The sequence below is a fragment of the Roseovarius sp. BRH_c41 genome, assembly GCF_000961715.1.
Lineage (GTDB): Bacteria > Pseudomonadota > Alphaproteobacteria > Rhodobacterales > Rhodobacteraceae > Roseovarius.
Window position 1 is genome coordinate 101,670 of record NZ_LADY01000026.1, and the last position, 12,742, is coordinate 114,411.

Annotated in this window: 16 protein-coding genes and 1 tRNA gene; 14 read left to right on the forward strand and 3 right to left on the reverse strand. The window is 61.0% G+C overall.

The window, feature by feature from the left end; translation table 11 throughout:
- Nucleotides 1-34 precede the first annotated feature (34 nt).
- Genes VR71_RS08985 through VR71_RS09000 form a run of 4 tightly spaced genes read left to right on the forward strand, consistent with a single transcriptional unit; the run spans nt 35 to nt 2,658 of the window.
- Complete coding sequence (locus VR71_RS08985; RefSeq protein WP_009819134.1) at nt 35-823, forward strand: exodeoxyribonuclease III; 789 nt, start codon at nt 35-37, stop codon at nt 821-823.
- 52 nt (nt 824-875) lie between these two features.
- A complete protein-coding gene (locus VR71_RS08990) occupies nt 876-1,793 on the forward strand; it encodes a tetratricopeptide repeat protein (protein WP_009819133.1) in 918 nt (305 codons plus the stop codon).
- 26 nt (nt 1,794-1,819) lie between these two features.
- On the forward strand, nt 1,820-2,467 hold the full coding sequence (locus VR71_RS08995; protein ID WP_009819132.1) for an LON peptidase substrate-binding domain-containing protein: 648 nt from the start codon (nt 1,820-1,822) through the stop codon (nt 2,465-2,467).
- Nucleotides 2,464-2,658: a Trm112 family protein gene (locus tag VR71_RS09000; RefSeq protein WP_009819131.1), complete on the forward strand. Its 195-nt coding sequence runs from the start codon at nt 2,464-2,466 to the stop codon at nt 2,656-2,658. Before VR71_RS08995 ends, VR71_RS09000 begins: the two co-directional genes overlap by 4 nt.
- Here VR71_RS09000 and VR71_RS09005 read toward each other — a convergent pair.
- The gene (locus VR71_RS09005) at nt 2,655-3,869 is read right to left on the reverse strand and encodes a cytochrome b/b6 domain-containing protein (protein ID WP_045683119.1); all 1,215 of its coding nucleotides are present in this window, start codon (nt 3,867-3,869) and stop codon (nt 2,655-2,657) included. The two genes, VR71_RS09000 and VR71_RS09005, sit on opposite strands and share 4 nt — an antisense overlap.
- 194 nt (nt 3,870-4,063) lie before the next feature.
- On the opposite strand from VR71_RS09005, the gene fabD reads away from it, so the two are divergent.
- The 4 genes from fabD (at nt 4,064) to VR71_RS09025 (ending at nt 8,784) form a co-directional block, all read left to right on the forward strand.
- On the forward strand, nt 4,064-5,011 hold the full coding sequence (fabD, locus tag VR71_RS09010) for an ACP S-malonyltransferase (protein ID WP_040651671.1): 948 nt from the start codon (nt 4,064-4,066) through the stop codon (nt 5,009-5,011).
- A gap of 33 nt (nt 5,012-5,044) precedes the next feature.
- On the forward strand, nt 5,045-5,782 hold the full coding sequence (gene fabG / locus VR71_RS09015) for a 3-oxoacyl-[acyl-carrier-protein] reductase (protein ID WP_045683120.1): 738 nt from the start codon (nt 5,045-5,047) through the stop codon (nt 5,780-5,782).
- A gap of 229 nt (nt 5,783-6,011) precedes the next feature.
- On the forward strand, nt 6,012-6,245 hold the full coding sequence (locus VR71_RS09020) for an acyl carrier protein (protein ID WP_008282321.1): 234 nt from the start codon (nt 6,012-6,014) through the stop codon (nt 6,243-6,245).
- 250 nt (nt 6,246-6,495) lie between these two features.
- Nucleotides 6,496-8,784, forward strand: coding sequence for a right-handed parallel beta-helix repeat-containing protein (locus VR71_RS09025; protein ID WP_045683122.1), 2,289 nt, complete (start codon nt 6,496-6,498; stop codon nt 8,782-8,784).
- A gap of 24 nt (nt 8,785-8,808) precedes the next feature.
- Here VR71_RS09025 and VR71_RS09030 read toward each other — a convergent pair whose 3' ends face one another.
- Nucleotides 8,809-9,468, reverse strand: coding sequence for a hypothetical protein (locus VR71_RS09030; protein WP_045683124.1), 660 nt, complete (start codon nt 9,466-9,468; stop codon nt 8,809-8,811).
- Nucleotides 9,469-9,580: 112 nt separating this feature from the next.
- On the opposite strand from VR71_RS09030, the gene VR71_RS09035 reads away from it, so the two are divergent.
- The 6 genes from VR71_RS09035 to VR71_RS09060 all read left to right on the forward strand — a co-directional run bounded on the left by VR71_RS09035 (nt 9,581) and on the right by VR71_RS09060 (nt 12,503).
- Entirely contained in the window at nt 9,581-9,901 is a 321-nt protein-coding gene (locus VR71_RS09035) for an antibiotic biosynthesis monooxygenase (protein WP_009819125.1), read from the forward strand.
- On the forward strand, nt 9,898-10,185 hold the full coding sequence (locus VR71_RS09040) for a DUF5665 domain-containing protein (RefSeq protein WP_009819124.1): 288 nt from the start codon (nt 9,898-9,900) through the stop codon (nt 10,183-10,185). The genes VR71_RS09035 and VR71_RS09040 overlap by 4 nt, the downstream gene beginning before the upstream one ends.
- A 77-nt stretch (nt 10,186-10,262) precedes the next feature.
- Nucleotides 10,263-10,670: a universal stress protein gene (locus VR71_RS09045; protein WP_009819123.1), complete on the forward strand. Its 408-nt coding sequence runs from the start codon at nt 10,263-10,265 to the stop codon at nt 10,668-10,670.
- 82 nt (nt 10,671-10,752) lie between these two features.
- Entirely contained in the window at nt 10,753-11,016 is a 264-nt protein-coding gene (locus tag VR71_RS09050) for a zf-TFIIB domain-containing protein (protein ID WP_045683127.1), read from the forward strand.
- A 43-nt stretch (nt 11,017-11,059) separates the two neighbouring features.
- The gene (locus VR71_RS09055) at nt 11,060-11,386 is read left to right on the forward strand and encodes a VanZ family protein (protein WP_045683128.1); all 327 of its coding nucleotides are present in this window, start codon (nt 11,060-11,062) and stop codon (nt 11,384-11,386) included.
- Between the two features lie 229 nt (nt 11,387-11,615).
- Nucleotides 11,616-12,503: an FAD:protein FMN transferase gene (locus VR71_RS09060; RefSeq protein ID WP_045683137.1), complete on the forward strand. Its 888-nt coding sequence runs from the start codon at nt 11,616-11,618 to the stop codon at nt 12,501-12,503.
- Between the two features lie 36 nt (nt 12,504-12,539).
- Here the strand turns inward: VR71_RS09060 and VR71_RS09065 are convergent.
- Nucleotides 12,540-12,616: transfer RNA gene (locus VR71_RS09065), tRNA-Arg, on the reverse strand.
- Nucleotides 12,617-12,742 lie beyond the last annotated feature (126 nt).

Sequence of the window (12,742 nt, forward strand, 5' to 3'; positions counted from 1 at the left end):
TACTGTCTGCCCGAACCCAGACAGGAGATGCCGCATGCCCTTTACCCTCGCCACATGGAACATCAATTCGGTCCGCCTGCGCGAAGGTCTGGTGGCGCGGTTGATGCAGGAAGAGATGCCGGACATTCTGTGTTTGCAGGAATGCAAGAGCCCGGTGGACAAGATGCCGCTCGAGGCCTTTGCCGCGCTTGGATATCGGCATGTCGTGGCGCGTGGACAAAAGGGCTATAACGGCGTCGCCATCCTGTCCAAGCTGCCCATGGCAGAGGTGGGCGCGATGGATTTCGCGGGTCTCGGACATGCCCGCCATATCGCGGGCCAACTCGAGAATGGCACCGTCATCCATAATTTTTACGTGCCGGCCGGTGGCGATATCCCCGACCGGGCGGTGAACGACAAATTCGGCCAGAAACTCGACTACCTCACCGAGATGCGCGACTGGTTTCGGGACAGCCGCCCCGAAAAGTCGATCCTTGTGGGCGATCTCAACATCGCCCCGCGTGAGGATGATGTGTGGAACCACAAGCAACTTCTCAAGATCGTCAGCCACACGCCGGTTGAGGTGGAACATTTGGGCGATGTGATGGAGGCCGGGGGATGGCAGGATGTGACCCGTGCCGATATTCCCGAGGGGCAACTCTATAGCTGGTGGTCCTACCGTGCGAGCGACTGGGATGCGGCGAACAAGGGGCGCAGGCTTGATCATGTCTGGGCCAGCGGTGACATCCGTGCGGCGGCGCATTCCAGCCGTATCCTGCGCGGCGCACGCGGTTGGGACCAGCCCTCGGATCACGCGCCGGTGTTTGCCACATTTGATCTTTGACTCCGCCGGGTGCGCCCACATATAGGGGGCAAATATCATTAGGAGGCTGAACATGCTGGAACTTGGCAAGAGCAACAGCGCCCCTGCGGCGGGCGATTTGATCAAGGATGTGTCCGAGGCCACCTTTATGGCGGATGTGGTGGACGCCTCGCAAACCGTGCCGGTGATCGTCGATTTCTGGGCGCCGTGGTGTGGACCCTGCAAGACATTGGGCCCGGCGCTCGAGGCGGCGGTGACGCGCGCCAAAGGGGCGGTCAAGATGGCCAAAATCAATGTCGATCAGAATCAAGCGATCGCGGGCCAGATGCGGGTGCAATCGATTCCCACTGTCTATGCCTTTTGGCAGGGTCAGCCGATTGACGGATTTCAGGGCGCCTTGCCCCCTTCCGAAATTGACGCCTTTGTCGCGCGGGTTGTCGCGGCGGCAGGCGGCGAGGCGGATGGCGGTCTGGACGAGGCGCTTGATGCCGCTGATGAGATGCTGGAGGCCGGTGCCGTGGCCGATGCCGCACAGACCTATGCCGCCATCCTGCAAGAAGACCCGGTGAATGCCCGTGGCTATGCCGGGTTGGCCCGTGCGCATATCGCATTGGGAGAGCTGGATCAGGCCGAAGCGATCCTGAACGGTGCCCCGGCCGAGATCAGCCATGCGACAGAGATTGACGCCGCACATGCACAACTGGCGCTGGCACGGCAGGCGCAGGATGCCGGTCCTGTGACCGACTTGCGCGCGGCGGTCGAGGCGGACCCAGCGAATCCGCAGGCGCGGTTCGATCTGGCGCAGGCGCTCTATGCCAATGGGCAGGCGCAAGAGGCGGTGGATGAATTGCTCGACCTGTTCCGGCGTGACCGGGAGTGGAACGACGGGGCGGCCAAGACCCAACTTTTCACCATCTTCGAGGCGCTCAAGCCGAATGATCCGGTCTTGTTGAGTGGGCGGCGTAAATTGAGCTCAATGATATTTGCCTGAGCTCCGGTGCGGGCTAGGTAAGCGGCATGACACATAAGCTCGATCTTCCAGAGATCATTCCCGTCTTTCCGCTGCCCGGTGCGCTGTTGCTGCCGCGGTCGCGCCTGCCCCTGCATTTGTTCGAGCCACGCTATCTGGCGATGCTCGAAGATTGCCTCAAGACACCGGGGCGGTTGATCGGCATGATCCAACCCAACCGGGTGCCGGGCCGCGAGGGCGGCACCGGGCTTCATGCGATCGGCTGTGTTGGCCGGGTTACGCAGTTTTCCGAGACCGAGGACGGGCGGTATATGATCACCCTGACGGGCCTGTCGCGGTTTCGCGTGCAGGACGAGGTCGAGGGGTTCACGCCCTATCGGCGGGCGCGCGTTTCCTGGACCGGGTTCGAGCGTGATATGGGGCCGGTGGACAGTGATCCCGGATTTGATCGGAACGCCTTTCTTGGCCTTCTGGGCCGCTATTTTCAGGCGCGGGAGTTGCAGACGGATTGGGATTCGCTGAAAGAGGCCGAGGATGAGTTGCTGATCAACTCCCTCTCGATGCTCCTTGGGTTTGAGCCGGAGGACAAACAGGCGCTTTTGGAGGCCCCGTCGCTCAGCACACGGCGCGAGACGTTGGTGACACTGATCGAATATGTGCTGCGAGGCGGTGACAATGAGGACATCATGCAATGAGCGATGACATCCAGCTTCCTCCGGCGTTTGATCGTCGTATGCTTGAGGCGCTGATCTGCCCGCAGACTCATGCCACGCTGGAATACGACGTGGCGGCGCAGGAATTGATCAGCCGGTCTGCCGATTTGGCCTATCCTATCCGAAACGGCATCCCGGTGATGTTGATCGACGAAGCGCGCAAGCTGGATTAATTTGCCCGCGTCGCAGTCAGATCAAAGCTGACATCGACCCCAAAGCCGAGCGATTTTTCATCCTTAACCCCGTTACCGACGTTGAAATTGCGGCGGTCCAGCGTGAGCGTGCCCTGTGCGATGGCCGTGTCGCCTGTGATGGTCAGATCAAAGGGCATCTCGACCGGCACGGATTGATCGCGGATCGTCAGCGTGCCGCGCGCCACCGGGCCGGATTCGGTTGCCATCAGGTCAGCGGCGAAACGCGCGGTCGGAAATTCACTGGTGTTGAAGAAATCCGTGCCCATCGCCTGTTGGGTCACTGATCCAAGGGACAGAGAGGCGATGCCGACGGTCACCTCCACTGTGCCGTGTTGTCCTGCGTCATCGGGGGATTCGGAATAGGCGATATTGGCGGTCCAGTCCGCAAAGCTGCCGGTGACGGCGGAGCCCAATTGCTGGACGGTCACTTGCAACTGGCCGCTCTCGACCTGCCAGTCACTCTCGACCGCGGCCAGTGTTGCGGGGCTGCTGGTTTCGGCCGCGCCGAACCAGCCGAGCCAGGTGGCGCCACCGACTGCGCCGAGCCAGATGGCGAGGGCGGCAACGAGGGGCAGGGCGTGATTTGGTTGGTTTGCGGTGGGGATGGCGTCCATGCGCCCCGGCAGCATCCGGCGCAGAGTTGCATCGCCATCGAGCAGGTGATGTTTGAGCGCACCAGCCACATGCGCGGTTATCGCAGCCGCAAGCACCAGCATCAGCACGAAATGCAGCGTTGAGGCGATCTCGGACAGAGTTTCGGATTTCGGAACCAAGGGCAGGTTTTGCCCCAGCGGCCACCAGATCGGCGCAAAGCCGGAGGTTGCGGCATGATGCACCCAGCCCGAGAGCGGCACCAGAACCAGCGACCCATAGAGCAGCCAATGCACGGTTTCCGCCGCCCATGCCTCGATCGTCCTGTCACCGTTGAGCAGCCCCGGTTTGGGTTGGCTGATTGCCCAGACAATGCGGGCGAGCGCCACAAAGAAGATGGCGACCCCGAGGGTCTTGTGCAGGGAGAACAAGACTGTCGCGCGTGCGATCAAGTCCTCGGTCGGCGTTGCCTCGATCTGATGCGCAACCTGGGTGGCAAGCCAACCCAGCGGCAGGTTGGACAGGATCAACAAAGCGGTGAGCCAATGAAAGCTCTTGGTGATGCTGCCATAGCTGGTGGCCGAGTTGGTGATTTGCATCGCAGACGTCCTCATGATTGCAGCGCTAATCTAGCTGGATATGCCAGAGGCGCAATGACTGCCCGCGCACAGGGGGGCTGCGTCTTTGCGGGTCTGCACAATCCTTGCGCAAACACTGTGCAATCTCTGGCAAACACGTTGCTTTGGCAGACGCGGCGATGTATCGGGAGGCACTTTTCAAGGGAGGTGAGCAGATGAGCCGAGCATTCGTATTTCCGGGGCAGGGCGCGCAGGTGATCGGCATGGGGGCGGATCTTGCGGCCAACTATCCGGCGGCACGGGCAGTTTTCGACGAGGTGGACGAGGCGCTTGGACAAAAGCTTTCGGCGTTGATCTGGGAGGGCGAGCAGGAGGCGCTGACCCTGACCGAAAATGCCCAACCGGCGCTTATGGCCACGTCGTTGGCGGCCCTGCGCGCGCTTGAGGCCGAAGGCGTGGATCTGGCGCAGGTCGCTGGCCATGTGGCCGGGCATTCCCTGGGGGAATATTCGGCCCTTGCGGCGGCGGGCGCGATCAGCGTGGCAGATACCGCGCGCCTTCTGCGCATTCGGGGACAGGCGATGCAACAGGCGGTGCCGGTGGGTGTGGGCGCGATGGCGGCGCTGTTGGGTCTGGATTTTGAGACAGCCCGCGATGTGGCACAAGAGGCCGCGCAAGGCGAGGTCTGTCAGGCTGCAAATGACAATGATCCGGGGCAGGTTGTGGTATCTGGCCACAAAGGAGCCGTGGAGCGCGCGCTGGATCTCGCCAAGGCGCGGGGGGCGAAACGGGCGATGCTCTTGCCAGTCAGCGCGCCCTTTCATTGTGCCCTGATGGCACCCGCCGCCGAGGTGATGGCGGCGGCCCTGGCGGATGTCACGATCCATGCACCTGTGGTGCCGCTGGTTGCCAATGTGCGCGCCAGCGCCGTGACGGACCCGGCGGAGATCCGCGCGCTATTGGTGGAGCAGGTCACCGGCTCTGTGCGCTGGCGCGAGTCGGTGATCTACATGGCGGCACAAGGTGTCACCGAGATATGGGAGATCGGGGCGGGCAAGGCGCTCTCGGGTATGATCCGGCGCATTGAGCGCGAGATCACCTGCCGCGCGATTGGCACCTCGGAAGAGGTGAAAGCGACGGCCCAAGTCGTCGCCGATATTTGATGCTGTGCAGCGCTAAAGAGAGAAGGACATAAGATGTTTGATTTGACTGGGAAATCCGCGCTTGTGACGGGCGCCTCTGGTGGCATCGGCGCGTCGATTGCGCGCGCGCTGCATGGTGCGGGTGCAACCGTCGGACTAAGTGGCACCCGCGTCGAGCCTCTTGAGACGCTGGCGGCGGACCTGGGCCAGCGCGCGCATGTCCTGCCCTGCAACCTCAGCGATGCCGAGGCGGTCGATGCATTGACCAAGGATGCCATCGCCGCGATGGGCGGGCTCGATATTCTGGTGAACAACGCCGGGATCACGCGTGATCAGCTCTTTATGCGGATGTCGGACAAGGACTGGCATGACGTGCTCGATGTCAACCTGACCTCTGCGATGCGTCTTTGCCGGGGGGCTGTGCGCCCGATGATGAAGGCGCGTTGGGGCCGGATCATCAATATCGGCTCAATCGTCGGGTCGAGCGGCAACCCCGGTCAGGCCAATTATGCCGCTGCCAAGGCCGGGCTGGTGGGCATGACCAAATCCATCGCCGCAGAGGTGGCAAGCCGGGGCATCACCGCCAATGTGGTGGCACCGGGCTTTATCGCAACGCCGATGACCGATAAATTGAGCGAGGATCAGAAGTCCGCGCTTTATGTTCAGATCCCGATGGCCCGTATGGGCACGTCCGAGGAGATTGCGGCGGCTGTTCTTTATCTTGCCAGCCCCGAGGCAGGCTATGTCACAGGCGCCACCCTGCATGTGAATGGCGGGATGTCCATGTACTGAGTCGAGGCTGGTCTCTCCGTCACAATCGGCCCGAGTGAAAGCATTTGCCATTGCCCGCGCATATGCTATAGGCCACCGAGATTAGCCGGAGGGATATGCGGATTCTCCCGGTGGCCTTTGTATGAAGGCAGTCGAGAACCGCCCATTGGGGCATAATCATCGCCACTTCCCGGCTTGGGCGGGGGCAGACAACGGGCAAGACTGCCCAAGACAAAACGAGGAACAAGACATGAGCGATATCGCAGACCGCGTTAAGAAGATCGTTGTGGAACACCTGGGCGTTGAAGAGGACAAGGTTGTCGACAAAGCCTCTTTCATTGACGATCTCGGCGCGGACAGTCTCGACACGGTCGAGCTGGTCATGGCATTCGAAGAAGAGTTCGGCATCGAGATCCCCGATGATGCGGCGGACACGATCCAGACCTTTGGCGACGCGGTCAAGTTCATCACCGAAGCGTCCTGATTTCGCTCCCGCGCGATAGTCCCGCGCGAGAGTCAAGAACCCTGCCAATCGGCAGGGTTCTTTGCGTTTCAGGCAAGGTTGGCGTCACAATCCCGTGAGCCTGATCCGTGTGGCGCGTGCTGCCGGGCACCGTGACGGTGCCATGACATACGGTTAATGGTCCGTTGATACATCCCTTTCCCATTGCTCTGGCCCATCGCTCTGGCCACGGGCAGCACGCATGCGGTGCGGCAAAAGGAAAGGGATATCCATGAACAAGGCAATCACCGACGGCATCGTTTTCATGCCGCAACCCTTCGCAATCGGTCTCGACCAATGGTCGCGCGAGGACGGGCGACCCGGCTCTGACACCTATGCCAATGCCGCCGATTCGGCGTTTGTGCCAGCGGATCAGGATTTCGGCGGGGCGCTGGAGTTGCAAAAGACGCAAAGCGTGCAGCGCTTGCGGTACATGGGCGAGACGCCGATTCTGCCCGGGTGTTATCTTCAGATCCGGGTGCGGATCAAGGCGATTGCGGGCAACCTGCCCAGTGTTCGGATCGCGGCCTTTGCCGGAGGCGCAGGCGGCGTCGCGCTGTCCGGCGTCACCGTGACCGGGCCGCAGGTCGCGCTCACCACCTATGGCGACGTGGTCGAGGTAACGGCCATCGTGGGCACAGGCACCCGGACCGGCGTTGACATGGCCTGGGGACGCGCCGCGATCTTTGGACATTTCGGTCTCGATTTGACTGGCCCGAGTGGGGGCGTGGTTCGGATCGACGATATCGTCATCGAGGATGTCAGCCGGTTTTTTCTGCGCGACGTGATCAGCACCGTCGACGTGCGTGACTATGGCGCGCTTGGCAACGGGGTGGCGGATGATCACGCAGCCTTTGAGGCGGCTGATACCGCGGCCGAAGGGCGAGAGATCATTGTTCCGGCGGGGCAGTATGTTCTAGGTCAGAGCACCACGATCCAGAGCCGTATCCGGTTTGAAGGCACTGTCGAAATGCCCGATGCCGCGATCCTTGCCTTGACCAAGAATTTTGACCTGCCCGCCTATATAGATGCGTTCGGCGACAGCGAACTGGCTTTCAAGAAAGCGTATCAGGCGCTCTTGAACAATCCGGATCATGTCACGCTTGATCTGGCCGGCCGCAAAGTGTCGCTGCGCGCACCTGTCGACATGGCAGCGGCGGTGGTCAATCGGACAACCTACAATCAGCGCCATGTGATCCAGAATGGCCAGATCTCGGTTTTTCCGGGTCCGGCATGGGAGACAGAGGTCATGACCTCGCAGGCCAGCTATGACATCGCCAATTCCAAACGCCTGACCAATGTGACCAATGTGGCCAATATTCCTGTTGGCGCGCTGATCGAAGGCAATGGCGTGGGCCGCGAGGTCTATGTCACCGCCAAGAACGTAGCGGCCCAGCGGCTCGACATCAGCCAGCCGCTTTTCGATGCGGCGGGCACGCAGGTCTATACCTTCCGACGCTTCAAGTATCTGCTGGATTTCAGCGGCTTCGAGGATGTGTCGCGCATGGTGGTCTCCGAGGTGGACTTTCAATGCACCGGCGATTGCAGCGGGGTGCTTTTGCCGCCGCAGGGGTCCGCCAACCATTTCCGCGACTGTTTCTTTACCCGCCCCAAGGATCGCGGCATCACCAGCCATGGCGAGGGCGATCAGGGGATGATGATCGACCGCTGTCAATTCATCTCCAACGAGGGGCCGCTCTTATCGACGGAGCGGCGCTCGATCGGGTTCAACTCAAACGCCAATGACCTCAAGATCCGCGACAATCGGGTGGTTCTCTTTCGCCATTTTGCCGTCATGGCCGGTAGCAGTTCGATCATCTCGGGCAATCATGTGTTTCAGGGCGATAGCGCCACGAACGGTGTGCGTGCGGCGGGGTTGGTTCTGACGCGGATCAACAATCGCGGCACCATCACCGGGAATTACATCGACAACTGTTTTGTCGAATGGGTCAATGAGCATGACGCAGAGCCGGGGTTTGCCAGCGAGTTCTCGTTCAGTGCGCTGAGCATCACGGACAATGTATTTCTGGCCAGTGACATGGCACCTTGGTTCACCTTTCTCGTGGTCAAACCGCATGGGGCGGGGCATTTTCTGGATGGGATGACCGTCACGGGCAATACCTTTCGGACCATCGGGACCATCACGCGGGTCGAGGCGGTCGATACCAGCTTTGCCGACCTTGACTATGACCGGGTGCGCAATGTCACCTTTGCCGACAACAGCTTTCACAATGTGGACATCCCCGTCACGACTCCGCTGGTCATGCAACACACCCAAGCCAGCGCGGCATCGACCTGGGTCGTAGAGCCAGCTCCACGCTTGCCATTCGGCGCCTGGGCGCAGGGGGTCGAGTCGGTCATGGCGGTGGGACCGTTGCGCAATGCGGCGGATGCAGTGATCCACGCCAGCCCCTATTTCGAGGCGCAGCAGGGACCGAACAAGGATCGGATCAATCTGCGTTGGCCGAGCCCGGTGGCGGGCTCCGTGATCTTGCGGCTTCGGATCGACGATCCGCTGTAAGGCGGTCCGGTCTCTGGCGACGCGTCAGAACTGTCGCCAGAGACCCAGTTTCACACCACGCTCATCTTGTCCCGTGAGCGGCAGGATCACGCCGAATTCGAGATGCGCGCCGGGTTTGGTTTCGTAGACAAATGACGGGACAAATCGGCTGTAGGCGCGACCAAAGGACGGGCGCCCGGTCTGGAGTTGCAGGATCGCCTTGCTGCGTTGGGTGGTATTGAGGCCAAAGGTGATGTCGCTTTCCAGCGTCATCCGGCTGTCACCAAAGACCACGGCGCGCCCGTCAAATGCCGCCCAGGCATGACGCCCCCAGAGCGTGAGGCCACGCCCCAATGACAAGCCGGGGCGCAGCGCCGCAGTCTCGTCCACTTCACCGAGGCCAATCTCAAATGCCAGTCTGAGCTTGCGTCCTGCCCGGCCTATCGGCCAGCGGGCAAAGGCAATGCTCTTGGTCATGCGCAGGGTGTCGCCCCCAAGATCCAGCCCCAGCGTCACCCGTTCGGTCAGGCCGTACTCAGCGTAGAGTGTGAAACTCTGTCGGTAGAGACCGAATTCATCCGGCCCCTCCATCTGTCCGGATGTTGCCAGAAAGATTTGGCCCTTGTCACGCAGCCAGGCACCCGCCTCTGCCGTGGTGATCAGCCAAGGCAGCAGCATGAGTGCAAGGGTAAGACATCTCAGCATGGCTACCTCTGCGTTAACCCTCGTTAAAAAGGGTAAAGCGCGGGTTAAGATCGGCGGGGAATTTACCGTTCGGGAACCGCGTGTTACGCTCGCCTTGCAAAGGAGGTCCGCCATGCCCCAGATCAGTACCGTCACCGACCATCAGACCGTGATCACGACATTCGAGGTGACACCCGGTACCTGTCAGGATCTCATGGATCTCCTGACTGCCGCGTACCGCGATTTCATCTCGCATCAACCGGGCTTCATCTCGGCCGGGCTGCATGTGAACGATGCGCAGACCCGGATCGCCAATTACTCGCAATGGCGCGCGCGGGCGGATTTTCAGGCGATGCTGCGAAGTGACGACATGCGCGCCCGCAACCGCGAGATCAACGAACTCTGCAAGAGCTTTGAGCCGGTGATGTATGACGTGGTGGCGACCTTCGGATGAGTGAGGACACCGGACCATCCGACGACCTGATGCGCGAAGTGGCGGCGCTGCGCCGCGAGTTGCAGACCCTGAATGCGCATCGATTCATCCGGGTGCACAATTCATTCCCGCGCATGCTGGCCTTCAATCTGGCGCGGGGGCTGGCCGCGGGGTTGGGCACCGTGCTTGGGGCGACTGTGCTGATTTCGGTGATGATCTGGATGTTGAGCCAGATCGAGTTTCTGCCAATCATTGGCGAATGGGCGGCGCAAATCGCGGCGCAAGTGCGAGACATGCAGAACTGATCCGGTCCTGATCTGGATCATGGTGCTTGTGTCGTCACCGCCCCATAATCGGATTAGTCAAAAGGAAAGGAAACGCCATGTATTCTCACATCTTGGTTCCGGTGTCGTTCGATCAGGAACGTGATTCGGAGGCGGCCCTTCGGGTGGCACGGCTCTTGGCCGAGGAGACCGGACATATCAGCCTTTTGCATGTGATCGAGCAGGTGCCGGGCTATGCGATATCCTACCTGCCACAGGGCTATGTCAACGAGGCGCGCAAGGCAATCGAAGCGGAATTGGCCGATATTGCCGCCACTTTGCCAAATGGCTCCTGTCATGTGGTCGAGGGGCATTCGGGCCGTACCATCCTCGACTGGGCCGAGCGGTACACGCCGGATTGTATCGTGATTGCGAGCCACCGCCCCGGTATGCAGGATCTTTTGCTCGGGTCCACCGCGGCCAAGGTCGTGCGCCATGCCAATTGCGCGGTGCATGTGATCCGCTGAGCCTGTCCTTGGGCGCTCTGGGTTGCACAGAGGGCAGGGCATGCCCACATGCCCTCTGACGCACTAAATAAGGAGAGCGCCCATGCAATGTCCGATAGACGGCACGCAACTGATTCTCGCGGAACGCACCGGGGTCGAGATCGACTATTGCCCGCAATGCCGGGGTGTCTGGCTCGACCGGGGTGAGTTGGACAAGATCATCGACCGCGCAGCGGGCACAGCAGCGGCACCGCAGGCCGCTCCGGATCATGGAGGCCGTGGGTATTCGGACCGGGGCCATTCGGACCATGGGCAATCCCGGCGGAAAAAGCGTGGCGGATTTCTGGAAGACCTCTTCGACTTCTGAGCCTTTGGGTTGAAGCGGGCCCGTGCGGAGGGTAAGGGCAGGGATGGCCCAAGTTCTCACCTTTCTGCTGGCGCTCGCGATTGGCATAACGACACTGATGCCCTCTTCGACGGGCGTTGCGCCACCTATGGGGCTAGACAAGGCGGCGCACGTGCTGGCCTTTGGCCTGCTTGTGCTCCCCATGGCCGCGCGGCATCCCAAGCATTGGCGATTGATCTGGGTCGCGGCGCTGACATATGGCGGCCTGATCGAGATTGTGCAGCCCTATGTGGGGCGTGGCGCCGAATGGGCGGACCTTTTCGCTGACGGTCTCGGGGCTGCCTGCGGCATCGGCCTTGTGCGCCTCTCTCAACGGTGGCGGCCCCTCTGAGGCGACCACCGATTTCGCATTGGGTGTAAAAGAGCCAATTCGAGTAATCTTTTTATGCAATCCCCGGAAACTTTGATTTGGATCAAAAAGCCCCGCTGTCCTAGCCCATAGGTTGTGGTTAAGGCCACTTGTTCGGTGTGATTCTCAGAGGTTCTTTAGTCCCCTTTTTATCCATCCTCTTTGAGTACCTCCGGCATGGCTCTCATAGTCAAGCCCCGGAGTTTTATAAATGAATTTGACCCGCCGCCGCTTTCTGACCATCGCTGCCACAGCCATCGCGGCACCCTCGTTTGCCTTGGCGTCCCAAAGTGCCCGCTGGCAAGGTCGGGCAATGGGTGCGCCCGCCAGCTTGGTTTTGGCAGGACTGAATCCCGAGGCCGCACAGCCTATCTTTGCGGCGTTTGAGGCCGAATTGGATCGGCTTGATCGCTTGTTCAGCCTCTTTCGCCCCGACAGCACTTTGGTTCAGCTCAACCAGACCGGGCGCCTTGTGGCCCCACCGCCCGAGTTCTTTAACGTGATCGACCTGTCGGATCGTCTGAACAAGGCCACAGGTGGCGCGTTCGACCCCACGGTGCAGCCGCTTTTGCAGGCTGGTATGATGGCGCGCGCACGGGCACGGGTCTTCGGGCTCATTGGTTGGGACAAGGTCAAAATTGATGCGCGTGAAATATCCTTTGAGCGCGCCGGCATGGCGCTAACCCTCAACGGAATCGCCCGGGGGTATGTGACAGACCGGATCGCCGCGTTTCTGCGCGCCGAGGGTTTGACCGATGTGCTCATTGACATTGGGGAGTTGCAGGCGATTGGGCGGAACCCAATTGGGAATACTTGGAAGGCGAGGATTAACTCTGCTAATGGTGAGTACGATCATCATGTTGCGCTCTGCAACCGGGCGCTCGCCACCACGAAACCGATGGGCGTTAAAAAATCGGATGACGGCGTGTATATCGTCTGCCCGAATGGCCATCGTCCCCGCCACAAGATCGTCAGCGTCTCGTCCCCCTCTGCGGCCGTGGCCGACGGGCTTTCCACCGCGATTGCGCTCATGCGGCGAGAACATGCGATTGTGGCGGTCGAACAGTTTCCGGGCACCCGAATCGAAATGATCGCCTGAGACAGCGAACATCGCAGAGAGAATGCGATGCAGACATGGCGACCCCGGGAGGACTTGAACCCCCAACCCCAGACTTAGAAGGTCCGTGCTCTATCCAGTTGAGCTACGGGGCCATATCAGTCTGATAACGGTTCGGAAAACGGTGCGCAACCACGCTCCCCCTGTCCAGCCACCTGTTCTGATTCCTCTTTTCGTTCCGACCGGATGCGCAGGCGCCCACCGCTCCGTCAACCGCGTCA